The sequence below is a fragment of the Nocardioides maradonensis genome, from assembly GCF_054777115.1.
Genome location: NZ_BAAHAZ010000012.1, coordinates 16648 through 40632 on the forward strand (window position 1 = coordinate 16648; position 23985 = coordinate 40632).

Genomic DNA, 23985 nt, shown 5'->3' on the forward strand with positions numbered 1-23985 from the left:
CGGGTCAGGGGGTGAAGGGGTGCGCGCCCGGCCCCTGCCGGCTGGTGACCTCGCGCCCCGCCACCACGTGGCCGTTCGCGCAGCGGATCTCGACGTGCACCGGCTCCTCGCAGCCGTCGTGGACGAAGCTGATCGGGGGCCCGTCCGGGTCGGCGAGGTGGCGGTCGCCCCACTGGGAGACCGCGAGCAGGATCGGCTGGAGCTCGCGGCCCATCGGCGTCAGGCGGTACTCGTGCCGGGTCCGCGCCCCTTCCTCCTGGTAGGGCACCTTCGCCAGGATCCCGTGCTCGACGAGCGAGGCGAGGCGGTTGGTGAGCACCTGGCGGGGGATGCCGGCGTGACGACGGATGTCGTCGAAGCGGCGTACGCCGAGGAACACCTCGCGCAGCACCACCACCGTCCACCGCTCGCCCAGGATCGCCATGGCCCGCCCGAGCGTGCAGTTGTCGACCGACCAGGCCAGGGCCGGAGGAGCAGTCGCGGTCATCGCCCCAGCATAGGCGATCTAGGTCTCATTGACAGACTCAGCCGTTGGCTGGTGAACTCGAGCCATGACTGAGTCTGCAACCAGGACCCAGCTCGACCCGGCCACCATGGACGGCTTCGAGCAGCTCCAGGCGATCCTCGACGGCCGCCTCCCCGCGGCGCCGATCGCGGAGACCCTCGGATTCGTCGGGTTCGAGGTGCCCGAGCGCGGCACCGCGATCTTCGAGCTCGACCCCGAGCACCGGCACTACAACCCGATCGGCAGCGTGCACGGCGGCGTCTTCGCGACCCTGCTCGACTCGGCCTGCGGCTGCGCGGTCCACTCCACGCTTGGCGTGGGGGAGGCCTACACCTCGCTGGACCTGACAGTGAAGTTCCTCAAGGCCGTGACCGTCGACTCCGGACGGCTGCGCGCGGTCGGCAGCGTGATGCAGCGCGGCCGCCGTACCGCCCTCGCCGAGGCGAAGCTGTACGACGGCCGCGGCCGGCTCGTGGCCTACGCCTCGAGCTCCTGCATGATCTTCAGCTGACCTTGGTCAGTCGAGGTCGCCCACGAGGACGGCCTCGGCCTCCTCGACGGAGTGCGTCTCCGGCGCCGCGGCGTGCGCCCGCCGGATCACGCCCTGGCTCAGGACCGCGATCAGCACGGCCACGCCGAGGGCGGCGGCTCCGAACCAGAACGGCCGGCTCGGGTGGAAGTACGGCGCCGTGCCGAACAGCTTGAGCGCGACCCACGGGCCGACCGCGCCGCCGCCGAACCGCACGAACGAGTACGCCGCCGACGCGACCGGCCGCTCGACCGGAGCCGCGCCCATGACCAGCTCGGTGATGAGGGTGTTGTTGTTGCCGATCAGCGCACCGCTGAGCACGATGCCCGCGATGACCACCGCCGCGTGCGAGGTGAAGCAGGCGATGACGACCAGGTCGAGCGCGAACAGCGCGAGGGTGCCGATGACGGCGGGCATGGTGCCGACTGCCCGCTGCACGAGCGGGGCGATGAAGACCGAGGTGACCGCGAGCAGCACGCCCCACCCGAAGAAGATCCACCCGATCTCCATGATCCCGGCGGTCGGCAGCGCGAACGGGCCGGCGGCGAGGATGACGAAGAAGCCGATGTTGTAGAAGAGCGCGGTCAGCGCGACGAGCAGCAGCGCCGGGTGCCGCAGCGCCTTGAACGGGTCGGCGAGCGACGTCTTCCGGCCGGAGGCGGGCGTCGCGGGCAGCAGGAAGGCGGTGGCGAGCAGGGCGATCAGCATCAGGCAGGACACGCCGTAGAACGGCGCGCGCCAGGTGATCTCGCCGAGCAGCCCGCCCACGAGCGGGCCGGACGCGATGCCGATGCCGAGCGCGGCCTCGAACAGGATGATGGCCTGCGCGGTCGAGCCGGCGGCGCTGGAGACGATGGTCGCGAGCGCGGTGGCGACGAAGAGCGCGTTGCCCAGGCCCCAGCCGGCGCGGAAGCCGACGATCGAGCCGATGGTGTCGGACGAGCCGGCAAGCGCCGCGAACACGATGACGAGCGCGAGGCCGCCGAGCAGGGTGCGCTTGGGGCCGATCCGCGAGGAGATGACGCCGGTGACGAGCATCGCCACGCCCATGATCGCCATGTAGCTGGTGAACATCAGCGAGACGTCGCTCGCGCTCGCGTGCAGCTGGGCGGCGATGTCCTTGAGGATCGGGTCGACCAGTCCGATCCCCATGAAGGCGATCACGCAGGCGAACGCCACGGCCCAGACGGCGCGCGGCTGACGCAGGATCGAGGTATCGGATTTCTGGGCGGTCACGGCTGGTTCTCCTTGTTCGTCGTCGGTTCGGTGAGTACGTCGCGCAGCACGCCGACCGCGATCACGAGGTCGGCCGCGCTCCGCTGGGAGTGCCGGGCGATCCGCGAGGCGACCAGCTCGGCGTTGGCGGCGCGGACCCGGGTCAGCTCGGCCCGGCCCTCGTCGGTCAGGCCGATCAGCGTGCTGCGGGCGTCGGTGGGGTGCGGCTCGCGGTTCACCCAGCCCTGCTCGAGCAGCTGCCGGACGATGCCGGTCATGGTCGGCTGCGAGCAGTTGTCGAGCTGGGCCAGCGTGGTGACGCCGAGCGGTCCGTGCTGGTCGATGGTCGACATCGCGCGGATGCCCGCGGCCTGCGGGTTGTTCTGCCGGATCAGGCGGACCAGCCGGGCGGCGTACATGGCCAGCTCGCTGCTGAGGGCGGTGATCTCGGTCGTTGGTTCCATCGATCAACCAATATACATAGGAAACCTATGTAGTGCAAGGCGGCCGGCAGGGCAGACTGGGGACATGCCGACGTACGTCGCCTTCCTCCGCGCCATCAACCTGGGCCCGACCCGCAAGTTCCCCAAGGCCGAGATCGTCGCCGCGACCGAGGCGGCCGGCTTCGACGGCGTGGAGACCTACATCAACAGCGGCAACGTCCGGCTGAGCTCCTCGAAGCGCTCGCCTGCCAGGGTCGCGACCGCTCTCGAGGAGGCGTACGCCGAGCGGGCCGGCTTCGAGGTTCCGACCATCGTGTTCCCGGCCGCCGAGCTCGCCGAGGTCGCCGCCACGGCTCGTGAGCTGACCAGCCCGGACCTCGCCCGCCACTACATCTACCTGCTGCGCGAGGAGCCGTCGGCCGCCCAGGCGGCGGACCTGGAGTCGCGGACCGGCGAGGCCGGCTCGCTCGTCGTAGGCGGCCGGGCCGTGCACCTGCTCCTCGGGCCGGGCTACGAGGCGGGGACCGTCGACCCGTGGGGCGTGGAGAAGCTGCTCGGCATCGTCGCCACCAACCGCAACGTCAACGTCGTGACCACGGTGGCCGACAGGTGGTGCTCCTGACCGGCTGTGGAACGATGGGAACCGTGAGCACCGCGAGTCCCACCAAGGTCGATCCGGGGGTGCAGTCGGACCTGACGCCCGACGAGATCACCGTCGCCGACACCCCGTGGGTGACGATCGTGTGGAACGACCCGGTGAACCTCATGTCCTACGTGACCTTCGTGTTCACCAAGTACTTCGGCTACTCCAAGAAGAAGTCCGAGAAGCTGATGATGGAGGTCCACGAGGACGGCAGGTCCGTCGTGAGCACGGGCAGCCGCGAGGAGATGGAGCGCGACGTGCAGGCGATGCACGAGTACGGCCTGTGGGCGACCCTGCAGAAGGCCGACGCATGACCGGGTTCCACCGGCACCGTCGCAGCAAGCACGTCTTCGCGACGTTCTCGGTGTTCGAGGCCGACCTGCTCCGCTCGTTGGCCGCCCAGCTGGTCGAGCTGTTGCACAACGAGCGTGCAATGACGACCACGAGCGACGACCCGCTCGAGGCGCTGCTCGACTTCTCCGGCCCGACCACCGCGCCCGAGGACCCGGTCCTGCAGCGGCTCTTCCCGACGGCGTACCACCACGACGAGGAGGCCGCGGGCGAGTTCCGCCGCTTCACCGAGGGCGGCCTGCGCGACTCCAAGGCCAAGGCCGCCGAGGCGATCATCGACGCGCTCGAGGAGGCCGGCCTGCCCACCGACCCCACCGACGAGGAGCACGGCGACCTGGTCATCGACGTGGAGCTCGACGAGCCGTCCGCGCTGGTGTGGATGCGCGCGTTCACCGACCTGCGGCTCGCCCTCGGCACCCGGCTCGAGGTCGAGGAGGGCGACCAGGACTACTGGGACGCGCTGCCCGACGAGGATCCCCGCGCGCAGGCGCACCACCTCTACGAATGGCTGGGCTACCTGCAGGAGACCCTGGTGGACGCGGTCGGCTAGGCCGAGGAGACTCGGTTAGGCTCAGACGTACTGACCGCGACCGCACGGGGGATCCATGACCGCGCTCGACGACCGACCCACCGACACGGTCAGGGCGACCCTCGGTGGCGACACCCAGGGCTTCTGGGAGCGCTTCGCGCTCGCCCTGTTCATCGCCGTCCCGTTCGTCGCCTTCGTCGCCGCCATCCCGGTCGCCTGGGGCGGCTGGCTCGGCTGGAGCGACGTCGTCATCACGTTCGTGATGTACGGGCTGACGCTGCACGGCATCACCGTCGGCTACCACCGGCTGTTCACGCACAAGTCCTTCAAGCCGAACCGCGCGGTGAAGATCACCCTCGCCATCCTCGGCTCGATGGCCATCGAGGGCCCGGTCATCCGCTGGGTCGCCGACCACCGCAAGCACCACCAGTTCTCCGACCGCGACGGCGACCCGCACTCCCCGTGGCGCTTCGGCAAGAGCCTGGGCGCCCTCACCAAGGGCATGGTCTGGGCCCACGTCGGCTGGCTCTTCGACGAGGAGCAGACGTCCATCGAGCGCTACGCGCCCGACCTGGCCAAGGACCGCGACCTGCTGCGGATCTCGCGGATGTTCTGGCTGTGGACGCTCACCTCGATCCTGCTGCCGCCGGTGCTCGGCGCGCTGCTCACCTGGTCCTGGCAGGGTGCCCTGACGGCGTTCTTCTGGGGCACCGTCGTGCGGATCGGCCTCATCCACCACGTCACCTGGTCGATCAACTCGATCTGCCACACCGTGGGGGAGCGGCCCTTCGCCTCACGTGACTTCTCCGGCAACGTCTGGTGGCTGGCCATCCCGTCCGGCGGCGAGTCGTGGCACAACCTGCACCACGCCGACCCGACCAGCGCCCGGCACGGCGTGAAGCGGTTCCAGCTCGACACCTCGGCGCGGGTGATCTGGGTCCTGGAGAAGCTCGGCTGGGTCAAGGACGTGCGCTGGCCCACGCAGGAGCGTCTCGCCGCGAAGGCCGCGACGCCCGCCCCCTGATCCGCCCCCTAGGCTTGTGCCCGTGTTGAAGATCGGTCAGGCGGCGTACGACGCCATCGTCGCCCACGCCAAGCGTGACCACCCCGTGGAGGCGTGCGGCATGGTCGCCGGCCCCGAGGGCAGCGACCGTCCCGAGCGGTTCATCGAGATGGTGAACGCCGCGGGCAGCCCGACCTTCTACGAGTACGACTCGACCGACCTGCTCGAGCTCTACAAGGACATGGCGAAGCGCGACGAGGAGCCGGTGGTGATCTACCACTCGCACACCGCGACCGAGGCCTACCCGAGCGTCACCGACATCAACCTCGCGGGTGAGCCGAACGCCCACTACGTGCTGGTGAGCACGCGCGAGCACGGGAATAACGAGGGCCCTGTCGAGTTCAGGTCCTACAGAATCGTCGACGGCGAGGTGACCGAGGAACCGGTCGAGCTCGTCGCGGCTGACGGCAGCAGCACCACCATTGCACCACCGAACGAGGAGAACCTCTGACATGGCCATCGAGGTCAAGATCCCGACCATCCTGCGCACCTACACCGGTGGTGAGAAGGCGGTCTCCGCCGACGGCACCACCCTGAGCGCGCTGATCGACGCCCTCGAGGCCGACCACCCGGGCATCAAGGACCGGCTCATCGACGTCAAGGAGAGCGGCCCGGACCTGCGCCGGTTCGTCAACATCTACGTCAACGACGAGGACGTCCGCTTCCTCGGCAGCCTCGACGCGAAGCTCAACGACGGTGACGAGGTCACCATCCTGCCGGCGGTCGCCGGCGGCGCTCGCTGAGTCTCGATACACGCTCGCTCGTCCCTCACGAGCGCACTCGACCACCGGAAAGGCGCGAGATGGCCCGGTTCGACAACCTGCTGGCGTCCGTCGGCGGTACGCCGCTGGTCGGTCTGCCGCGGTTGTCGCCGGGCGTCCTGCCCAACGGCGCCGAGGTGCGGCTGTGGGCCAAGCTCGAGGACCGCAACCCCACCGGCTCGATCAAGGACCGTCCGGCCCTGAAGATGATCGAGGAGGCGGAGAAGGACGGCACGCTGCGTCCCGGCTGCACGATCCTCGAGCCGACCTCCGGCAACACCGGCATCTCGATCGCGATGGCGGCCAAGCTCAAGGGCTACCGCACCGTCTTCGTGATGCCGGAGAACACCTCCGAGGAGCGCCGCGTGCTGCTGCGGATGTGGGGCGCGGAGATCATCTCCAGCCCCGCCGCCGGTGGCTCGAACGAGGCCGTCCGCGTGGCCAAGCGGATGGCCGCCGAGCACCCCGACTGGGTGATGCTCTACCAGTACGGCAACGCCGCGAACGCGCTCGCGCACCAGGAGAGCACCGGCCCCGAGCTGCTCGCCGACCTCCCGAGCATCACCCACTTCGTCGCGGGTCTCGGCACCACCGGCACGCTGATGGGCGTCTCGCGCTACTTCCGCAGCGCCAAGCCCGACGTCACCATCGTCGCCGCCGAGCCGCGCTACGGCGAGCTCGTCTACGGCCTGCGCAACCTCGACGAGGGCTTCGTCCCCGAGCTGTACGACGCCAGCCTGATCGACACCCGCTTCTCGGTCGGCCCCCGCGACGCCGTACGCCGGGTCCGCGAGCTGCTCGAGCTCGAGGGCATCTTCGCCGGCATCTCCACAGGCGCGATCCTGCACGCCGCCCTCGGCCAGGCCGCCAAGGCGGCGAAGGCCGGCGAGTCCGCCGACATCGCCTTCGTGGTGGCCGACGCCGGCTGGAAGTACCTCTCGACCGGTGCCTACGAGGGCACCATCGACGACGCGGAGGAGCGGCTCGAGGGCCAGCTCTGGGCCTGAGCGCGATGTCGGTGCCGACCCGTAGCGTGGTCGGCATGACAGAACTTGACTGGAAGATCGAGCTCGTCCCGCTCGCCGTCTCCGACGTCGACCGCTCCGTGAGGTTCTACGGCGAGCAGGTCGGGTGGAACGTCGACTTCGACCACACCGTCCACGAGGGCCTGCGGTTCGTGCAGGTGACCCCGCAGGGATCGGCCTGCTCCTTCTGTTTCGGCATCGGCCTGCAGATGATGCCCGAGGGATCCTCGCAGTTCATCCAGGTCGTCGTCCCCGACGCCGAGGCGGCTCTCGCCCACCTGCAGGGTCGGGGTGTCGAGGCGACCGGGGTCGACGAGCAGCCCTGGGGCCGGTTCGTCTACTTCGACGACCCCGACGGCAACCGGTGGGCGCTTCAGCAGATCGTGCGCCCCACCTGAACGGCCCCGGAGCGGCGTGAGTTCGATCGCTAGTTGCGCCGCCTCGGTGCGCCGGGGCTCTAGGCTGTCACCGTGCTGGGCCAAGGAACCGTCGACGTCGACGCGCCGATCGGCATCTTCGACTCCGGATTCGGTGGCCTGACCGTCGCGCGCTCGGTCATCGACCAGCTGCCCCACGAGTCCATCACCTACCTCGGTGACACGGCCCGGCAGCCCTACGGCCCGAAGTCCATCGCCGAGGTGCGCGAGTACGCGCTGGAGTGCCTCGACCACCTCGTCGACCAGGGCGTGAAGGCCCTGGTCATCGCCTGCAACTCCGCCAGCGCGGCGATGCTCCGCGACGCGCGCGAGCGGTACGACGTGCCTGTCGTCGAGGTGATCCTCCCGGCCGCCCGCCGCGCGGTCTCGGCGACGCGCAACGGCAAGGTCGGCGTCATCTGCACCCGCGCGACCGCCGAGTCGATGGCGTACGACGACGCGTTCGCCGCCGCTCCGCACCTGCAGGTCACCGCCCGCGCCTGCCCGCGCTTCGTCGACTACGTCGAGGCCGGCATCACCGGCGGCGACGAGCTGTTGGCGGTCGCCCACGAGTACCTCGACCCGCTCACCGAGCTCGGCATCGACACCCTGATCCTCGGCTGCACCCACTACCCGCTGCTGACCGGCGTCATCTCCTACGTCATGGGGGACGGCGTCACCCTGGTGAGCAGTGCCGAGGAGTCGGCGAAGGCGCTCTACCGCACGCTCGCCGACCAGGGCCTGATGCGGGCTGAGGGCGAGGCGACGTACACCTTCTCGACCACGGGATCGCCCGACGAGTTCGCGACCATCGGACGCCGGTTCCTCGGCGCCGAGCTGGCCGCGGCCGGACAGTTCGCGGGAGGGCTGGCATGACACCGATCGACGACATCCCCATCGACGGCGTCCGGCTCACGGTCGTCGGCTGCGCGGGCTCCTACCCGGGCCCGGACTCGCCCGCCAGCTGCTACCTCGTGCAGACCCGCACCTCCGAAGAACCCGACCGCGTGTGGAGCGTCGTGCTCGACATGGGCAACGGCGCGCTCGGCCTGCTGCAGCGGTACGTCGACCCGCTGAAGGTCGACGCGGTCCTGATCAGCCACCTGCACGCCGACCACTGCGTCGACATGACCAGCTACTACGTGCTGCGCAAGTACCACCCGACCGGCACCCAGCCGCGGATCCCGGTCTACGGCCCGAAGGGGACCGCGAAGCGGCTCGCGAAGGCGTACGACCTGCCGCGCAAGCCCGGCATGCGCGAGGAGTTCATCTTCCGCGTCTACGACCAGCCGTTCTCGGTCGGCCCGTTCGCCATCGAGCCGTACGAGGTCGACCACCCCGTCCCGGCGTACGGCATGCGGGTCACGGCGCACGGCAAGGTCCTGGCCTACAGCGGCGACACAGGCCCGATCCCGGCGCTGCTGGAGATCGCCGCCGACGCCGACCTCTTCCTGTGCGAGGCGTCGTTCCGCGAGGGCGACGACAACCCGCCGAGCCTGCACCTCACCGGCACCGAGGCAGGCACGTACGCCGCCGAGGCGGGCGCGAAGCGGCTGGTGGTCACCCACATCCCGCCGTGGCACGACGGCGACGCGATCTTCGCCGAGTCGGTCGCGGCGTACCCCGAGGCGCTGCGGGCCGAGACCGGCGCCGTCTACACGCTCTGAGCCCGGTCAGGGCCGGAAGCCGCCGCCCTCGGTGGTGACCAGGTCGCTGTCGGTGGTCGAGGCGATGCAGTGCTGGACGGCAGCCTCGTCGATGGTGAGGTGGCGGGCGGTCAGGATCCGGTCGAGCTGGTCCTGACGGCGGGCGAGGTCGACGTGCTGGGGGCGGCGGAAGTCGATCACCGCGGGGGCGCCGTCGCGATCCGCGGGCGACGCCCAGCGGGGGAGGCTGGACGCGTGGAGCTGACCGTCGCGCAGCATCTGGCGCACCTGCAGCACGTAGCAGTACGCCGGCGTGATCGTCGGCAGCGGGTAGCACTGGGACCGGTTCGCGGCGTCGCAGCCCGACGGACCGGAGGACCGGGCGGCCGGCGGCGTGGAGCCGCCGCACGCCGAGGTGCCCATCACGAGGGCCGCGGCCAGCGCGAGCGCAGCGGTCCTCACGGGCGACCCCAGGTCGAGCTGGTCAGGAATTCCTTCACTTGGTTGCTGTCCTTGTGGTCGAGGCCGTACCAGTTGTTGATGTTGGTGTAGACCCCGGTCATGTAGCCGGCGTAGTCGTCGTAGAACGACTTGTCCGCGATCACGTTGCCGTGTTGGTCCTTGATGGGGTGCTCCGTGAAGTAGCTGGTCAGAGTCTGGTCGGCGGCGTCCTGGACCGCCGCGTTCGACTGCTCGCTCGGGTTCTGCAACGCCGGCGGCAGGTCGGCACGGTCGATCTTGCCCTGCTGCACCAACGCGTCGACCAGGTACTGGGAGTTGAGCGTCGTGACGTGTGACCCGTCGGCGTTCCACGCCGGGTCGACGCCCGCGGGCGGGGAGGGCAGGTGCGGCGCGGTGACGAGGTTGGCGAGCAGGGTGTTGCCGATGCCGGCCGCGGGGCCGGCGATGTTGCCGACCACCGGGATCTTCCCCGCGAGCGTCGACACGATGCCGGAGGCGATCTTCAGCTCCTGCAGCCGGGCGGCCGCCGCGTCGTTGGCGTTGAGGCCGCGCTCGGACGCCTCGTTCATCAGGGCCGAGTCGAGCATCCCGGACAGCTGTCCGTTGGCGGCGGCCAGCTCGCGTGGGCCGACCGAGCCGGGGTCGTGCACCCAGCTCGCGATCCGGTCGTGCTCGTACGCCGCGACGTACGCCGCCAGCCGGTTGGACGCGCTCTGGTGGTCGCCGGTGTCGTGGTCGCTCGCGAGAAGCGTCATCAGCCGCACCTGGTCGGCCTGGGACAGGGAGAGCCCGGCCGCCTGGCTGGTGCCCGGCTGGGCGCCGAGCTGGCCGAGGTGGTCCGACAGGGCGTCGGTGAGACCCAGCGCGAGGAGGTGGTTGTTGTGGGCCGCGGACTCCCCGTCGCTGCCCATCAGGTTCTTGTAGGTGTCGTCCTTGGTGTTGGTCAGGTCGGCCGCCAGACCGTTGAACGCCTGGTTCGCGAGCTGCTGCTCGGTGCCGCCCTGCTGGTAGGAGCCGTGGATCCAGTCGACCATGTGGGCGACCTTCGCCTCGGACCCCGCGTCCCAGTTGTGGCCGAACAGCTCGGCGCCGAAGTCGGAGCCGTAGTAGCCCGCCAGGACGTCGTCGCCTGGTGCCAGCTTGCCGGTGGTGGGGTCCACGTTGCCGTAGTAGGTCGGCGGCACGTCCTTGCCGGAGAGCAGGTCGGCCGTCGCCTGGTGGTTGCGGCTGACGAGGTCCAGCACGTCGCCGCTGAGCCCGTCGTCCCACGAGCCGAGCTTGCCGTTGCCGTACTGCTGGTTGTAGTGGTCCCACATCGAGTTCGACGTGACCACCGTGGACCCGAGGTGCTTGGACAGGTCGGTGCCGGCCTCCACGTCGCCGTGGGCGAGCAGCCGGGCCAGGTCCTTGAAGTCGTCGTTGGAGCCCATCAGCGTCGTCACGCTGGCGCCGTAGCCGCTCGTGGCGATGGACTCCTTGGTGGGGGGCAGCTGGTCCGCGGCCTTGCGCAGGTCGTCGGGGAGGTCGGCGTACCCGCCGCCGTACTTCTCGTTGGAGAGGTTCAGGTAGGAGTCGGCGAAGCTCGTCAGCAGGTGCTGCTTCTCGGAGTCGGAGAAGCCGTGGTCGCCGTTGATGTACTTCTCGATGTCGTCGTGGTGCGGCCAGGTGTCGGCCGCGAGCTGCTTGAGGTAGGCGTTCGCGCCCTGAGCGGTCACCGTCGAGCCGATCGAGGTGATGCCGTTCTTCGCCATCCAGGGGGCCAGGGAGGCCAACGCCGCGTTGATCGCGTCGGAGTTGCGGAAGCCGTCGAGCACGCCGTCGGCGTTGTCGTGGTTGACGATCCAGCCGGCGTCCTCCTTCGCCGTGGTGGCGTCGACGTGCGGGAGGACGAGGGCGACCACGTCGCTGATCACCTGCTGGCCGGGATTCTTGACCGACATCAGGTAGGTGACCACGTCGGGGTTGTCGTGCACGAACTGCACCCGTTGCGACTCGGTCATCGAGGAGAAGTCGGGGATCTCGCCGCGGTCCATCCGGGAGCGGTAGTAGTGGTAGACGTCCTCGGGCGCGACCTGGACCCCCGGGAAACGCAGGGCGCTGGCCGGTGCGAGGTAGCCGGCGTCGAGGAGCTCGAGCACGTTCTTCGCCGTGGCGCCCTGCCGGAACTTCTGCCCGGTGTCGGCGGCCTGGCTGTCCAGCGTGCTCACCGCCTTGTCGTACCTGCCCTGCAGCCCGGCCGCGGCGTTGCCGGTGGCGGTCTTCTCGTCGAATTGCGATGCGTAGAGCGGGCCGACCATGAGCTGCGACAGGCCGTCCTTCGGATCCAGCCCGTGGTCGCTGAGCTGGGTGTTGATGTAGCTCTGGCGCTGCTGCGAGACCGCGGTCGCGACGTCCTGGTTGAGGCCGTCGACGGTGGTGTCGAACTGGTCGACGTGGCCCGCGAACTGCTGCACCACGCCGATCGCGAAGGTCGCGTTGGTGCTGAGCGTCCTCGCCGTGTCGGCCAGCTTGCGCGGGGGTGCGGACACGTCGGCGCGGATGCTGCCCTCGACCGCGGCGGTCGTGGTGCCGACGTCGTGATGGAGGTCGTCGGCCAGGTTGGCGATCGTCGCCGCGTCGGTGGCCGGGTCGTCGACCAGGGCGCGGATCGTGTCTCCGGTGACGGTCGAGCCCTTGGCGTAGCGCTCGTCGTAGTACTGGAACGGGCCGGGGGTTCGCTGGACCATGGAGGTGCTCCCGAGAGTTGGTGGTACGGCGCAGGACGACGGGGCCGTGCGCGGCACGACCCCGTCGGTCCTAGTTGATGCTCTTCAGCAAGGTGCTGGACCCGTTCTCGGTGCCCTGCACCTGGGCGCTCAGGTCACGGGCGCCCTCGTTGTCGCTCGAGCGCCCGGTCGCGGCGACCCGTGAGACGCCGTGACCACCTGCCGTGATGTTCTTGCCGAGGTGGTGGGCGTCGATCGCGATGTTGTCGCTGACGAACGCGGCCATCGCCGGACCCACCTCGGGGTGACCGAGCAGGGAGTGCGCCGCCTCGAGGTCGCCGTGCAACCTGGCCGCAGTGGTCGCGGCGTGGTCGCCGCGACCACTGGTCGTGCGCCCCGCGCGATCGAGGTGGTCGACGTCGATCCCGACGACGTCGCCGCTGTCCGAACCCATGGCTGCGCCTCCTGGTCGTGGAGAACCGCTCAGTCGGTCGTGTTGAGGGACCGGGTCGCGGCGTTGCGGACGTTGGAGATGAACTCGTCGGTGTTCTCGCTGGTGCGGTTCATCAGCTTGCCGACGTTGCTGTCGATCTCGGTGCTGTGCCGGTCGGCCGCCGCGCGGGTGCGGTCGATGTCCTCGGACCCGACACCGCCCTCGGTCTGCCGGCCGAAGCCGGCCTGCTGACGGCTGGCCTCGTCGTGGGCGCCACGGAAGCCGGTCATGTTGTTGCGCGTGTCGTCGACGTGGTTCTGGATCGAGCCGCGGTCGACGCGGAGCTGGTCACTCATCTGGGTCTCCTGGGTCGTGGGTACGCCGCGGTCAGGCCGGCGGGTTGATCTTGTGGGCGAGGTCGGTGGCGGAGGTCTCCATCAGGCGGGCCTCGCCGCCCTGGGCGTCGGCCGCGGAGTCCTCGTGCTGGGCGGTACGACGGACGTACTCGGCGCCGCCCGCGGCGTTGGCGGCGTGCATCGTGCCGGCGGCCGACAGGCCGTTCGCGGTCGCGGTCGAGCCGTTGCCGGCCTGGTTGGCCAGCGCGCCCTTGTTCTGCGCCAGCAGGTCGGCGGTGTGGCCGTGCTGCTTCTTGGCCAGGCCCTGGACCTGGTCGGCCTGGTCCCCGATGTTGCGGTTGGTGTGGAGGGCACCCTGGTAGCCCTCGGTGAGAGAAACGCGGTCAGCAGCCATGCTGGACTCCCGAGTAGTTGGTGTGGTGCGTGCCCCCAGCACCTATCCGGTCTGCGGCGGCCCAAAACCTCGGCGCGCCGAAAACTCCGCGATCAGTCATCGACGCGAGCCGTCTGCACGAGCGAGGCCGAGCCGTCGCGGTTGACGTACATCGCCCGTCCACGGGGCAACCGCCGCGAGGGGTGGCCACCGATGAGGCGGCCCTCGAGGCGGTCGCCGCTGAACATGAAGCCCGGCGTGCTCAGGTCGATCAGGCGCTGGATCATCGGCTCGTAGACCGCCCGCGACATGCCGCCCGTCCGACGGGCCAGGATCACGTGCAGCCCCAGGTCGCGGCCCTGGGGCAGCAGGTCGATCAGGGGAGCGAGCGGGTCGCCCTGCGAGGTCGCGACGAGGTCGTGGTCGTCGATGATCACGTAGACGTCCAGGCCCTTCCACCACGACCGGTTGCGCAGCTGCTCCGACGTCACGTCCGGCCCCGGCACCCGCGCCCGGATGGCGCCAGCGATCTCCTGGGCGGCTTGGGCGGCCTGCTCGGCACCGGTCGAGTAGGTGAGCAGGTAGTCCGGCGGCACGACGTCGAGCAGGGAGCGCCGGTAGTCGACGACCGCGATCCCGATCTCCTCCGGCGGCCGGCTGGCGACGAGGTCGGCGATGAGCAGCTTGAGCAGGTTGGACTTGCCGGTCTCGCCGTCGCCGTACACCTGCAGGTGAGGGTCGGCGCCGCTGAGGTTGATCTCCGCGGGGCCGAGGTTGAGCTCGGACAGCCCGACCAGCAGGCCGGTGTCGCCGCGCTCGGTGGGCGGCAGGTCGGCCACCGTGACGAGCTGCGGCAGCACCTCCACGCGCGCCACCCGCTGCTGGCCCCACTTCGCGAGGATCGCGTCGAGCAGCCGCTTCTGCGCCTCCTCGGGGGAGCCGCCGTCGTCGTACGTCGGAAGCGCGGCCTGGAACACCAGCGCGCTCTGCCGCGAGCCGGTGAGGCCGCGACCGGGCGCATCCTTCGGGATCTGCTCCATCGCCTGGCGGCCGAAGTCGGAGTCGAAGGGGTCGCTGAGGCGCAGCTCGACGCGGCCGGTCATCGACGCCTGCATCCGCATCCGCACCTGCATCGCCTGCGTCACCGTCACCACCACATGCACGCCGAAGCTGGTGCCGCGTGCGGCGATGTCGGCGATCGCGTAGTCGAGGTCGTCCCACTCCTCGCGGAAGGTGCCCCAACCGTCGACGACCAGGAAGACGTCGCCGAGCGTGTCGGCCGGGAGCTCGCCGGCCGCCCGGGCGCGGCGGAACGCCGCCGCCGACTCCAGCCCGCGCTCCCGGAACAGGACCTCGCGCTGGTTGAGCAGGCTGCGCACGTCGTTGACGGTGCGGGTGATCCGCTCCGGGTCGACGCGGCTCGCGACCGTCGCGACGTGCGGCAGCCCGGCGAGCGACGACAGGGACCCGCCGCCGTAGTCGATGCAGTAGAACGCGACGTCTCCCGGTGCGTGCTGCGACGCCAGCGACAGGATCGTGCTGCGCAGCAGCGTCGACTTGCCGGTCTGCGGCGACCCGGTGATGACGAGGTTCGCGTCGCCGCCCGCGAAGTCGAACGTGAACGGCCGCTGGTCCTGGTGGGTCGGGTCGTCGACGAGGCCCACCACGGCGGCGCAGGTGCCGGCCTCGGCACGCCCGCCGAGGTCGACCAGGCTGCCCAGGGACAGCTCACGCGGCAGCGGTGGCAGCCAGACCGGTCGCACCCGCGCCCAGCCGGAGGTGGCCATCTGCCGGCACAGCACGTCCAGCACGGTGTCCGTGCCGTCCGGGACGGCTCCGTCGGTGACGGCCAGGTCCGCGGCCTGGTGGGACATCCACGCGCCCAGGCCGTTCACGGCGACGTACGGGACGACCGGGACGGTGGTCTTCACCTGCCCCGACGGTGGCACGTACGGCGAGGACACCAGCGCCGCCTTGAACCGCTCGAAGACCGTGGTGTCGACCTTGAGGAAGCCTGAGCCCGGCTCGGGCGGCAGGTGGTAGGCGTCGGGTACGCCGATGGCGTCGCGGCTCTCGCCCTCGGAGAACGTGCGCAGGCCGATCCGGTAGGACAGGTGCGACTCGAGCCCGCGGATCTTGCCGACCTCCAGCTTCTGCGAGGCCAGCAGCAGGTGCACGCCGATCGATCGGCCGATCCGGCCGATGGCGACGAAGAGCTCGGCGAAGTCGGGCTTCGCGGTGAGCAGCTCGGAGAACTCGTCGACGATCACGAGCAGGTGGGGGAGCGGCGGCAGGTCCTCGCCGGCGTCGATCCGGTCCTGGTAGACGGTGACGTTGGGCAGGTTGCCGGCGGCCTTGAGCACCTCCTGGCGGCGCTGCATCTCGCCGTAGAGCGCGTCGCGCATCCGGTCGACGAGGGTCAGGTCGTCCTGGAGGTTCGTGATCATGCCGGCGATGTGCGGGATGTCCTCCATCGCGGCGAACGTCGCCCCACCCTTGAAGTCGACGAGCATCAGCGCGAGCCGGTCCGGACCGTGCCCGATGACCAGCGAGCTGACCAGCGTGCGGAGCATCTCGGACTTGCCGGAGCCGGTGGCGCCGACGACCAGGCCGTGCGGCCCCATGCCGCTGTGGGCGGCCTCCTTGAGGTCGAGGATGACCGGCCGGCCTCCGGTCCCGACCCCGATGGGCACCCGCAGCAGCTCGCGCAGCGGCCGCGGCCGCCAGCTCTGCGCGAGGTCGAGCCGGGCCGGGTCCTCGACCCCGAGGATCTCGGGCAGGCCCACCGTCTCGGCGAGCTCGCCGTCGTCGGAGGTGGTGGCGGTGAGGCGCAGCGGCGCCAACGACCGCGCCAACGCCGTCGCCGACCCCGGCTCGGGGACGTCGACGGTGAAGGGGAGTGGCCGTCCGCTCGCCACGGCCGTGCCCGTGGGACCGACCTCGATCCGCGCGTCGACCCGCTCCGGCTCGTCGGCGGCTCCGTCGAGGAGCGAGACGACGTGGACGCCGAGCTCGGCCAGGCTCACCTCCGGGGCAGGGGAGCGCAGCTGCTGGCCGGGGGCGAGTCCGTCGCCGTCGATGATCACGACGAGCCGGTTCGGGGGCACGTACGCCGACCCGCGGGCCCGCTGGTGGCGGTCGAGCCGTGCCTCGAGCTCGGGGGCCAGCAGGTGCTCGATCGAGGCGAGGTCGGTGCCGATCCGGCGGGCGGTCAGGTCCCCGTCGGTCGCGGTCTCGTCGAGCACGTGCGGCAGCCACTTGGCCCAGTCCCATGCGGCTGCCGCGCGGTCGGACCGGATGATCGCGACCGAGACGTCGTGGGGGCTGTGCAGGGCGGCGACCTGCTGCAGCAGGTGGGTCGCCAGGTCCCGGCGTACCTCTGCGGGACCGAGGACGCTCAGCTGCCCGATCCGGGCCAGCGGCAGCACCACCGGCTGGTCGTGCAGCACGGCGTACCGGTGCTGCAGCTCCTGCGCCGACTGCAGGCAGACCGGGTCGAAGCTGTTGAGCGGTCCGGTGTCGGCGTCGAGCGTCAGGCCCGCGTCCAGCGGTACGTCGCCGGTCCCGACCCGGATCGCCAGGAAGTCGCGCTGCGTCGGCCGCCGCTCCCAGCGCCGGGCGTCGGTGCGGGCGATGTCGAGCAGCTGGTCGGCCCGCGGGTGGCACCAGGCCTGGTGCGCGCGCTGCTGCGCGATCTGCTCGCGCACCCGGTGGCGCAGGCTCTCGATGTAGTCCAGGTAGCGCTCCCGGCTCTCGCGCTCCTGGTTCTTCTGGCCGCTGCGCTGGCTGATCATCATCACGATGCCGATCGACACCGCGCCCAGCAGCGCGAGGAAGGACGCGACCGCCACGATCGGGTTGTTGCGCTGCGTGATCGCTACGGTGACCGACCCCGCGCCGCCCATGATCGGCATCATCAGCATGCTCGCCCCGGCCGCGGCGGGCGCCGACTGACCGCGTCCCGGGGGTGCGGCGATCACGATCGGCTCCGGCTGCGTCGCCGGCGGAGCGGTGCGTGCCGGACGACGGACCAGGGTGGTGGTCATGCGAACCCCCGAGGGTTGGAGCGGGCATGGTGTGGGAAGGGCAACCATACGACCGGGGATATGCTCCGCGTTCGTACGCCGGAGCGTCTGCTCGGGAGCCCGCGTCGTCGTGAGGAAATGCTGATGCACACCGCCTACAGCCGGATCACCGTGGTGACGGCCGAGCGGTCCGTCGATCTCGCCCTCCCCGCGGCGCTCCCGGTCGCCGACGTCCTCCCGCAGCTGCTGCGGTACGTCGCTCCCGCGGGGTCCGTCGACAACCCGACCACCTGGGTCCTCTCGCGGCTCGGCGGCGCGGCCATCCCGATGGGACAGACCCTGGCGGAGGCCGCGGTGCTCGACGGCGACGTCCTCGAGCTCGGGCCGGAGGGGCAGACGGTCCGCCCGATCCTGGTCGACGACGTGCGCGACGCGGTCGAGGACAGCGTCGACAGCGCGGGTGGGACCTGGACGCCCCGGACCACGGTCTCGTTCTCGGTCCTGACCGGCAGCATCACGCTCCTGCTCCTCGCGCTGCTCGGCGTGGTCGGCGCCGCTGGCGGCGCGACCTGGGACCGCGACCTGGCGGGGACGCAGACGTCGGCGGTCCTCGCGGTCGTGCTCGTCGGGGCGACCTGGTGGGCGTCGGTGCGCGCCCGGCCCCTCGACACGGCGATCGCGGCGGTGGCCGCGATGACGTGGGGTGCCGCCCTCGGCCTGGCCCTGTGCCGGCAGGGCGACGTACCCGCACCGGTCACCGTCGCCGCCTGCGCGGCGCTCGCAGCCGTCGTCGCGGCCGTGACCCGGGCGTTCACCCCGGTGACGACCGCACACCTGGCGTTTGCGGGCGTCGTGCTCGTCGCGGCGGCCCTCGGCACCACCGCGCAGGTCGACGGGTCCGCGGCGCGGGTGACGCTGCGGCTGCTCCCGGTGCTCGCCGTCATCGCGGTCGGAGCCGTCCCGCGGGTCTCGCTCTCGGTCGGCGGCCTCGCGAGCGCCGACTACCGGGTCCGCAACGTCGGGGTGCTCGACCTCGACACGCTGCAGCGGCGCTATCGCACGAGCAACGCGATCCTGGTCGGCGCGCTGGCCGGCATCGCGCTCGTCGTCGCCTGGTACGGCACCGCCCTCGCCCTTGCCGGCGACACCTGGGACCGCAGCCTCGCCGCCTGCCTCGCCCTCGCGGTCGCGCTGCGCTCCCGCGCCTTCTCCCGTACGCCGCACATGCTCGCCCTCCGGCTCGCCGGGGTCTGGCTCGCGGTGCTGTCCCTCAGCAGGCTCGTGCTCGACCAGGCCGCCCTGCGCCCCTGGCTCGGCGCGCTGCTGGGCGGCGCGCTCGTCGCCGCCCTCGCGCTGACCGCGTTGGACCTCTCCGAGATCCCACGCGCTCGGGTCAAGCGGACCCTCAATGCGCTGGAGTTCCTGACCCTGGTCGTGATGCTCGTGCTGCTCTTCGGTGCGCTGACCGTCTACGCCGACTTCAAGGGGATCTTCGGATGACCGACGACGACAACGCGCCGGACCCCGCTCTCGCCCGGCGCCGGGAGGCCGACGGGGCGGCCGGCGACCTCGCCCGGATGGGCATCGACCCCCGCAGCCTGGGTCTCGGACCCACCCCGGCGGCGCCGGTCGCGCCTCCGGCGCCGGACGCCGACCAGTCGGGCGGCGAGGTCGTCCAGTTCCGACGCCGCGACCCGCTGCCCGACGACCCGACGATGATCCGGGTACGGCCGGTCGAGCAGACCCCGCCACCTCCGCCGCCCGCGGCTGCGGCCCCCGCCGCACCGGCGCCGCCGCTCGCGCCCCCTCCGCCGCCCGCACCGCGCGACGTGCCCCGGCTGCTGCAGCGGGCCGCGACCGGTGTGGTCGTGCCCGAGTCCGCGGCGGGCATGCAGGGGGAGCGCGCCCTGGTCGACCGGATCCGTCAGCGCCAGACCAACCGGCGGGTCGTCGCGTTCGCGTCCGCCAAGGGCGGCGTGGGATGTACGTCGGTCGCGGTCGGTGTCGGAGCGGTCCTCACCGCGCTGCGCGACGACCGGTCGGCGGTCGTGGACGTGCAGCAGGGCGGACCGTCGCTCGGCGCGCTGCTGGGGGCGGAGCGACCGCGCTCCTGCATCCAGCTGCTCGCGCAGGACGACGCGGTCGATCCGCCGCGCGGCCGGACCGGGCTCTCCGTGGTCGACGGGTCGGGCTGGGACCTCGCGCTGCGCCGCATCGACGTGTCCGACGTGCTCGACCGACTCGGTCGTGACCACACCTTCAACCTGCTCGACGTGGGCAACGACGCGGGCGAGGGCAGCCACACCGCGTTGGCCCGGGCGGACCGGGTCGTGCTCGTCTCGACGGCCGGGGTCGTCGGGGAGGCCGCGATGCAGGCGGCGTTCGACCGGCTGCGCCGGGTCAACCAGGTGGTCGCGTCGAGCGCGGTCGCGGTGGTCGTGGCGACCAGCGAACCGGCGTACAAGCAGGCGGTGAGGGACCTGCGCGGCCGGCCTCAGGTCATCGTCGTACCCCCGGACCCCTGGCTGGCTGCCGGGTCGCCCTTCGAGCCGAGCGCCGTCCGGGCCGAGACCCGCGAGGCGATGCTGCGGATCGCCGCGGCGGTGGTCGACGGAGGCGGCCGTGTCTGAGCCGTGGACGCCGCCTCCGCCGCCGGACGCGCAGAACGGCATGGCGCTGCGGGCGACGCCGAACGCGGAGCGCTACGTCCTCGAGGCCGACGCGATGCGACGGCGCCAGCTGCGCTCGGCGCTGCTGCACGGGTCGGGGCGCAACTGGCGCGAGAACCGCCGCGCGTGGCCGGCGATCGTGGCGGGCCTGATCGTGGTGGCGGTCATCCTCGCCGGCCTGTCCGTCGCCCAGGCGCTCAAGGTGAGCCTGCGCAACAACCCCACGACCCCGGTGCCGACGGCCCCTGTCAGCCCGTCGGCGTCCACGACACCGCACGGAGCACCAACGCGATGACCGTCCCCCGTTCGCTCGCCACCGCCGGCATCCTCGGTACGACGCTCGCCCTGGCCGCCTGCGGGTCGTCACCGAAGCCCGCACCGACCCCGACGACCTCCTCGCCCGCTCCGGCGGCCTCGGCGTCGGCGGATCCGGCGGGCAGCGTCGTACCTCTGGGCGGGGACGGGGACCTGCGGTTCGTCTGGAAGCTCGACGCGGGCGTGGATCCGCACGACCCCGTCATCGACGTCGCCCGCCGCACGATCGTCCTCATGGACCTGGGCTACCAGTCGCCGTCGTGGACCGACCGGGCGCGGATGACGAAGGCGTCGGCCGCCCTCACCACCGCCGACGTGGTCACGCCGCGGGAGATCTCCGAATGGACCGACCCGCACAAGCGTCCCGCCGTCGGGCTGATGCGGATGCTGGTGACGAAGCCGATGGTCGACGGCGCGAAGGCCACCGTCTTCACGTGCACCCAGCTCCGGGGGGTTCCGTCGATCAGCCAGCCCGTGGGCGGCGACGGCGTGCCCACGTGGATCGAGCTCGCCGCCCGTGACGGCGTCTGGCGGGTGACCCGCTACGACAACAACGCAGAGTGGGCCACCGCCGGTCCGGAACGCAGGTTCACGGACCGCTGCTCCGCGTTCGGGAAACCGCCGAACCCGCTGCTGGGCGGCGGGTGAGAGTGGGTGCCCTCGGGCACCCTCACCCGCCGTGGGACTGGAGGTCGGTCTTCGCGTCGTCGAAGGCCTGCGCGTAGCTGGCCCGTGACTCGTAGCCGAACTTCGTGATCCTCGCCAGGTTCATGTTGGTCTCGAACTGCCGCTCGACACTGTCGTGATCCTCCTTGGTCCACTGGTCCAGCGGCTTCGGAGCGCCGTGGGCGTCCGTGGGCCAGTGCAGGCCGAGGTCCGCGCGGTCCTTCTCGGTGAGGTTGGCCAGCACGGTCGCTTCGGCTGTCGACTGGATGTGGTTGCCGGTCCCCGAGTGCAGGCCACCGATCAGCCTGTTCGTGATGGCCGAGGTGTCGACGTGCTCGGAGTCCTTGAGGGCGTCGAGCCAGCTGCCCACCCCCGACTTCACCAGGTCGCCGCCCACCGGGAGCTTGTCGAACGGCAGCTTGTCGGTGAGGAAGCCGATCAGGGCGTACTTCTGGTCGACCTCGCCGTTGTGCTCCTTGTCCGAGGTGACGTGGTCTCCCCACTTCTGATCGCTGTCGCCGTAGTCGAGTGCTCCGAGCACGTGCCCGAGCGGGTTGTTGATCCGGGTGTCGATGTAGAGCATCCGGGTGTCCAGATCGGCGTGAGGGTCGCTCATGGCCTGGTGGTAGCCGGCCTGCATGTACAGCGCCTCGGCCGCGGTGAGGCTGTTCTTGGCATCCGGGTCCCGTCCGACCTCGGCCAGGTACTTCTCGAGGTCGACGTTGTTGTCGGCGTTGAACCCCGGATCGTGCTGCACCCCGGGCGTGAACGGGTCGATGTCCCCGTTCGCTGAGGGGGCGCCGTCGCCGATGAACTGGTGGTTGATCGCTCCGAGGTGCTGGGTCGCCATCGTCGCGAAGTCGTCGCGGAGGTCGGCGTACCGCGCGCTGTCGCCGTTGGCCACCTCGTGGACGACGTCGCCGAACAGCGTCGCCGACTCCTGGTCGTTGCCGCTGGTGGCCGCCGACAGCGCGCGCCCGAGCGGGTCCATGCCGTGGGTGTTGTTCTGCTCCTCCCACAGGTGCTTGTCGTAGTAGCCGTCGCTGTTGGCGCCGTCACCCATGGAGGGCTGGTCGTAGGGCAGGTGCCACTGCCGCTCGTTGAGGAGGTAGCGCAGCTTGTCGTTGTAGCCGTGCGACTCGTCCCAGCCGTGCGAGCCGTCGAAGGTGTAGCTGCGCTCCCCGGTGAAGAAGTCGTGCGCCGACTGCGGGTTGTTGCCGAGCGCGTCCATCAGGCCCTGCAGCGGGTCGAAACCCGCCGAGTGGGTGGATCCGGTGCCCTGGGTCCAGTCGAGCCGGATGCCGTGGTCGGACCGCAGGTCCATGGTGGTCGTGCCCCACACGCTGCCGTTGCCGTCGCCGTGGTAGCGGTCGAAGCTGTACATGCCCTCGGCGATCGGGTCGAGGAAGTCCGGGTTGAAGTGTCCGGTGCGGAGCAGCGGCGCCAGGACCTGGTAGCCGTAGAGCTGGGTGCCGTAGTGGTAGTCGCCCTGGCCCGGCCATGTGATGTCGGTCTTCTTCTGGCCCAGCTCGTTGAGCCGGTCGACGTAGTCGCTCGCGAGCCGGTACTCCGCCGGCGTACCTGGGGCGTAGCCGTTCGGTCCACCGCTGGCCGTCGCAAGGGTGGTGCCCAGGTTCTTCTGGAGGTCCCCGATCAGTGCTCCCAGCGCGTTGTCGCGCGGGCCGCCGTCCTTGTTGGCGTACGGGTCGGGCTTCGTGTCGCCGTCGGACTGGGCGACGATCTGGTTGAGGCGCAGCAATCCCTCGGGGCCGATCTTGTTCATCAGCGGCGCGGCGATGGCGGTGACGTCGCCGAACCGGGACAGGTAGGCGTTCAGGTCGGTGAGGGTCGGCTTGAGGTCGGTGTACCTGCCCTGGTTGACCTGGGTGACCAGGTCGTTCGCGTGGGTGATGATCTCGTTCGCGGTCGCCTTGTCCTGGCGCAGCAGGATGTCGAGCACCGGTGCGGAGATCTCCTTGTGCTGCAGCAGGTACGTCGCCCGCTCGGCCGCGGTCATGTCCTTCGTGACGGCCGCGTAGTACGCCGCGCGGTCGGCGTCGGTGAGCACGAGCGTCGGCCAGTCGGAGGCTGCCGCCAGCGGGATGAACCCGGCGCGGATCAGTGCCTTGATGTTCGCCAGGTCGCCGGGGCCGGCCTTGAGGATCCGAGCGGTCTCGGACGCGTCGTGGTCGAGCTGGTGGACCAGCCGGTTGTACTCCGGGCGCAGCCGGGCCGTCTCCTCCCGCCGCATCTGGGCGAAGTCGATCTTCAGCTCACCCATCTTGTACTCGGGGGTGTGCATCAGCCCGGTGCCGGCGTTGAGGACCTGCAGGTTGAGCCGGCCGACCTCGGTGTCGAAGGTCGTCGCCTGGGCGCCGAACTGGCGCAGGCAGCCGGCAGCCAGGTTGCCGGCCGCGGCCAGCGTCTGCGCGTGTCCCGCCGCGGTCCTCGGCAGCTGGCTGATCGTCTTCAGGTCGCCGACCGTGGCGGCGTCGCTCCTGGCCGCGTCCTGGAGCAGGTCGGTGCCCAGGTCGGACAGCACCGTGGCGCTCACGCCCGGCTGGTTCGCCGCCGCGACGATCTTCGCCGGCGTGCTGCCGTGGAGGTCTTCGAAGTCTTCGAACGGAGTGCCCATGACAAGTCCCGAGGGGTGGTCGACGGTGGTGAGTGCCGCGGCGAGGAGCCGGCCGGCCTTCGAAGGCCTACCCCCGGACACGACGGCAAAACCCAGGCCCGGTCCGGACGGGTCGGAGGCTCGCGCGCGGCGCACCGTAGATTGGGTTTGTCCGCATCTCCCCTCGGGGAGGACGCAGGACGTGGGTCTCGGGTGCCCGATCTCGGCACCGCTGCGACAC

The 23985-nt window shown here is 71.1% G+C and carries 25 protein-coding genes; 15 read left to right on the forward strand and 10 right to left on the reverse strand.

Annotated elements, in window-relative coordinates:
• Positions 1-4: 4 nt before the first annotated feature.
• Entirely contained in the window at positions 5-487 is a 483-nt protein-coding gene (locus ACYVAQ_RS14930) for a winged helix-turn-helix transcriptional regulator (protein WP_460790972.1), read from the reverse strand.
• 64 nt (positions 488-551) lie between these two features.
• Between ACYVAQ_RS14930 and ACYVAQ_RS14935 the strand changes: the two genes are divergently transcribed.
• The gene (locus ACYVAQ_RS14935) at positions 552-1016 is read left to right on the forward strand and encodes a PaaI family thioesterase (protein WP_460790974.1); all 465 of its coding nucleotides are present in this window, start codon (positions 552-554) and stop codon (positions 1014-1016) included.
• A 6-nt stretch (positions 1017-1022) separates the two neighbouring features.
• Here the strand turns inward: ACYVAQ_RS14935 and ACYVAQ_RS14940 are convergent, their stop codons facing one another.
• Together ACYVAQ_RS14940 and ACYVAQ_RS14945 are read right to left on the reverse strand one after the other, a co-directional pair.
• Positions 1023-2270 (reverse strand): MFS transporter, encoded by a 1248-nt coding sequence (locus tag ACYVAQ_RS14940; protein ID WP_460790976.1) that lies wholly within the window; start codon positions 2268-2270, stop codon positions 1023-1025.
• Complete coding sequence (locus ACYVAQ_RS14945; RefSeq protein WP_460790978.1) at positions 2267-2713, reverse strand: MarR family winged helix-turn-helix transcriptional regulator; 447 nt, start codon at positions 2711-2713, stop codon at positions 2267-2269. The genes ACYVAQ_RS14940 and ACYVAQ_RS14945 overlap by 4 nt, the downstream gene beginning before the upstream one ends.
• 64 nt (positions 2714-2777) lie before the next feature.
• Here ACYVAQ_RS14945 and ACYVAQ_RS14950 point away from each other — a divergent pair, with 64 nt between their 5' ends.
• The 10 genes from ACYVAQ_RS14950 to ACYVAQ_RS14995 all read left to right on the forward strand — a co-directional run bounded on the left by ACYVAQ_RS14950 (position 2778) and on the right by ACYVAQ_RS14995 (position 9147).
• Complete coding sequence (locus ACYVAQ_RS14950; RefSeq protein WP_460790980.1) at positions 2778-3314, forward strand: DUF1697 domain-containing protein; 537 nt, start codon at positions 2778-2780, stop codon at positions 3312-3314.
• Positions 3315-3373: 59 nt separating this feature from the next.
• Positions 3374-3649, forward strand: a complete 276-nt coding sequence (gene clpS, locus ACYVAQ_RS14955; protein WP_460791389.1) for an ATP-dependent Clp protease adapter ClpS — start codon at positions 3374-3376, stop codon at positions 3647-3649.
• Positions 3646-4236 (forward strand): DUF2017 domain-containing protein, encoded by a 591-nt coding sequence (locus ACYVAQ_RS14960; RefSeq protein WP_460790983.1) that lies wholly within the window; start codon positions 3646-3648, stop codon positions 4234-4236. The genes clpS and ACYVAQ_RS14960 overlap by 4 nt, the downstream gene beginning before the upstream one ends.
• A gap of 55 nt (positions 4237-4291) precedes the next feature.
• A complete protein-coding gene (locus tag ACYVAQ_RS14965) occupies positions 4292-5239 on the forward strand; it encodes an acyl-CoA desaturase (protein WP_460790987.1) in 948 nt (315 codons plus the stop codon).
• Between the two features lie 22 nt (positions 5240-5261).
• A complete protein-coding gene (locus ACYVAQ_RS14970) occupies positions 5262-5729 on the forward strand; it encodes a M67 family metallopeptidase (RefSeq protein WP_460790990.1) in 468 nt (155 codons plus the stop codon).
• Between the two features lies 1 nt (position 5730).
• Complete coding sequence (locus ACYVAQ_RS14975) at positions 5731-6021, forward strand: MoaD/ThiS family protein (protein ID WP_460790993.1); 291 nt, start codon at positions 5731-5733, stop codon at positions 6019-6021.
• Positions 6022-6080: 59 nt separating this feature from the next.
• Positions 6081-7046, forward strand: a complete 966-nt coding sequence (locus tag ACYVAQ_RS14980) for a PLP-dependent cysteine synthase family protein (protein WP_460790996.1) — start codon at positions 6081-6083, stop codon at positions 7044-7046.
• A 35-nt stretch (positions 7047-7081) separates the two neighbouring features.
• A complete protein-coding gene (locus tag ACYVAQ_RS14985; RefSeq protein ID WP_460790998.1) occupies positions 7082-7462 on the forward strand; it encodes a VOC family protein in 381 nt (126 codons plus the stop codon).
• A gap of 72 nt (positions 7463-7534) precedes the next feature.
• Entirely contained in the window at positions 7535-8356 is an 822-nt protein-coding gene (murI, locus tag ACYVAQ_RS14990) for a glutamate racemase (RefSeq protein WP_460791000.1), read from the forward strand.
• Positions 8353-9147 (forward strand): MBL fold metallo-hydrolase, encoded by a 795-nt coding sequence (locus tag ACYVAQ_RS14995; protein WP_460791002.1) that lies wholly within the window; start codon positions 8353-8355, stop codon positions 9145-9147. Before murI ends, ACYVAQ_RS14995 begins: the two co-directional genes overlap by 4 nt.
• Before the next feature lie 6 nt (positions 9148-9153).
• On the opposite strand, the gene ACYVAQ_RS15000 is transcribed toward ACYVAQ_RS14995, so the two are convergent.
• From ACYVAQ_RS15000 to eccCa, 6 genes are all read right to left on the reverse strand, one after another.
• Positions 9154-9588 carry a hypothetical protein gene (locus tag ACYVAQ_RS15000; protein WP_460791004.1) on the reverse strand — a complete coding sequence of 145 codons (435 nt, stop codon included), beginning with the start codon at positions 9586-9588 and terminating at the stop codon, positions 9154-9156.
• Positions 9585-12314, reverse strand: a complete 2730-nt coding sequence (locus ACYVAQ_RS15005; RefSeq protein WP_460791008.1) for a TPR repeat region-containing protein — start codon at positions 12312-12314, stop codon at positions 9585-9587. The genes ACYVAQ_RS15000 and ACYVAQ_RS15005 overlap by 4 nt, the downstream gene beginning before the upstream one ends.
• A gap of 70 nt (positions 12315-12384) precedes the next feature.
• Positions 12385-12747: a hypothetical protein gene (locus ACYVAQ_RS15010; protein WP_460791011.1), complete on the reverse strand. Its 363-nt coding sequence runs from the start codon at positions 12745-12747 to the stop codon at positions 12385-12387.
• A gap of 29 nt (positions 12748-12776) precedes the next feature.
• Positions 12777-13082 carry a hypothetical protein gene (locus ACYVAQ_RS15015; RefSeq protein WP_460791014.1) on the reverse strand — a complete coding sequence of 102 codons (306 nt, stop codon included), beginning with the start codon at positions 13080-13082 and terminating at the stop codon, positions 12777-12779.
• Between the two features lie 31 nt (positions 13083-13113).
• Positions 13114-13476, reverse strand: coding sequence for a hypothetical protein (locus ACYVAQ_RS15020; protein ID WP_460791016.1), 363 nt, complete (start codon positions 13474-13476; stop codon positions 13114-13116).
• A 92-nt stretch (positions 13477-13568) separates the two neighbouring features.
• Entirely contained in the window at positions 13569-17501 is a 3933-nt protein-coding gene (eccCa, locus tag ACYVAQ_RS15025; protein WP_460791018.1) for a type VII secretion protein EccCa, read from the reverse strand.
• A 123-nt stretch (positions 17502-17624) separates the two neighbouring features.
• On the opposite strand from eccCa, the gene eccD reads away from it, so the two are divergent.
• From eccD to ACYVAQ_RS15045, 4 genes are read left to right on the forward strand one after another with little or no spacing between them, the layout of a single operon-like run.
• The gene (eccD, locus tag ACYVAQ_RS15030) at positions 17625-18980 is read left to right on the forward strand and encodes a type VII secretion integral membrane protein EccD (RefSeq protein WP_460791020.1); all 1356 of its coding nucleotides are present in this window, start codon (positions 17625-17627) and stop codon (positions 18978-18980) included.
• Positions 18977-20110 carry a hypothetical protein gene (locus ACYVAQ_RS15035; RefSeq protein ID WP_460791022.1) on the forward strand — a complete coding sequence of 378 codons (1134 nt, stop codon included), beginning with the start codon at positions 18977-18979 and terminating at the stop codon, positions 20108-20110. Before eccD ends, ACYVAQ_RS15035 begins: the two co-directional genes overlap by 4 nt.
• Positions 20103-20444 (forward strand): hypothetical protein, encoded by a 342-nt coding sequence (locus tag ACYVAQ_RS15040; protein ID WP_460791024.1) that lies wholly within the window; start codon positions 20103-20105, stop codon positions 20442-20444. Before ACYVAQ_RS15035 ends, ACYVAQ_RS15040 begins: the two co-directional genes overlap by 8 nt.
• Positions 20441-21112 carry a hypothetical protein gene (locus tag ACYVAQ_RS15045; RefSeq protein WP_460791026.1) on the forward strand — a complete coding sequence of 224 codons (672 nt, stop codon included), beginning with the start codon at positions 20441-20443 and terminating at the stop codon, positions 21110-21112. Before ACYVAQ_RS15040 ends, ACYVAQ_RS15045 begins: the two co-directional genes overlap by 4 nt.
• A gap of 22 nt (positions 21113-21134) precedes the next feature.
• Here the strand turns inward: ACYVAQ_RS15045 and ACYVAQ_RS15050 are convergent, their stop codons facing one another.
• Positions 21135-23765: a DUF6571 family protein gene (locus ACYVAQ_RS15050; protein ID WP_460791028.1), complete on the reverse strand. Its 2631-nt coding sequence runs from the start codon at positions 23763-23765 to the stop codon at positions 21135-21137.
• Between the last annotated feature and the right edge of the window lie 220 nt (positions 23766-23985).

Excerpts from the sequence above, each read along its gene's own strand:
- ACYVAQ_RS15020 (WP_460791016.1), bottom strand. The coding sequence starts at position 13,476 with ATGGCTGCTGACCGCGTTTCTCTCACCGAGGGCTACCAGGGTGCCCTC.
- ACYVAQ_RS14995 (WP_460791002.1), top strand. The coding sequence starts at position 8,353 with ATGACACCGATCGACGACATCCCCATCGACGGCGTCCGGCTCACGGTC.
- ACYVAQ_RS14950 (WP_460790980.1), top strand. The coding sequence starts at position 2,778 with ATGCCGACGTACGTCGCCTTCCTCCGCGCCATCAACCTGGGCCCGACC.
- ACYVAQ_RS15045 (WP_460791026.1), top strand. The coding sequence starts at position 20,441 with ATGACCGTCCCCCGTTCGCTCGCCACCGCCGGCATCCTCGGTACGACG.
- ACYVAQ_RS15010 (WP_460791011.1), bottom strand. The coding sequence starts at position 12,747 with ATGGGTTCGGACAGCGGCGACGTCGTCGGGATCGACGTCGACCACCTC.
- ACYVAQ_RS14985 (WP_460790998.1), top strand. The coding sequence starts at position 7,082 with ATGACAGAACTTGACTGGAAGATCGAGCTCGTCCCGCTCGCCGTCTCC.
- ACYVAQ_RS14945 (WP_460790978.1), bottom strand. The coding sequence starts at position 2,713 with ATGGAACCAACGACCGAGATCACCGCCCTCAGCAGCGAGCTGGCCATG.
- ACYVAQ_RS14935 (WP_460790974.1), top strand. The coding sequence starts at position 552 with ATGACTGAGTCTGCAACCAGGACCCAGCTCGACCCGGCCACCATGGAC.
- eccCa (WP_460791018.1), bottom strand. The coding sequence starts at position 17,501 with ATGACCACCACCCTGGTCCGTCGTCCGGCACGCACCGCTCCGCCGGCG.
- ACYVAQ_RS15005 (WP_460791008.1), bottom strand. The coding sequence starts at position 12,314 with ATGGTCCAGCGAACCCCCGGCCCGTTCCAGTACTACGACGAGCGCTAC.
- ACYVAQ_RS14965 (WP_460790987.1), top strand. The coding sequence starts at position 4,292 with ATGACCGCGCTCGACGACCGACCCACCGACACGGTCAGGGCGACCCTC.
- ACYVAQ_RS14960 (WP_460790983.1), top strand. The coding sequence starts at position 3,646 with ATGACCGGGTTCCACCGGCACCGTCGCAGCAAGCACGTCTTCGCGACG.
- ACYVAQ_RS14975 (WP_460790993.1), top strand. The coding sequence starts at position 5,731 with ATGGCCATCGAGGTCAAGATCCCGACCATCCTGCGCACCTACACCGGT.
- eccD (WP_460791020.1), top strand. The coding sequence starts at position 17,625 with ATGCACACCGCCTACAGCCGGATCACCGTGGTGACGGCCGAGCGGTCC.
- ACYVAQ_RS14980 (WP_460790996.1), top strand. The coding sequence starts at position 6,081 with ATGGCCCGGTTCGACAACCTGCTGGCGTCCGTCGGCGGTACGCCGCTG.
- ACYVAQ_RS15015 (WP_460791014.1), bottom strand. The coding sequence starts at position 13,082 with ATGAGTGACCAGCTCCGCGTCGACCGCGGCTCGATCCAGAACCACGTC.
- ACYVAQ_RS15050 (WP_460791028.1), bottom strand. The coding sequence starts at position 23,765 with ATGGGCACTCCGTTCGAAGACTTCGAAGACCTCCACGGCAGCACGCCG.
- ACYVAQ_RS14930 (WP_460790972.1), bottom strand. The coding sequence starts at position 487 with ATGACCGCGACTGCTCCTCCGGCCCTGGCCTGGTCGGTCGACAACTGC.
- ACYVAQ_RS15035 (WP_460791022.1), top strand. The coding sequence starts at position 18,977 with ATGACCGACGACGACAACGCGCCGGACCCCGCTCTCGCCCGGCGCCGG.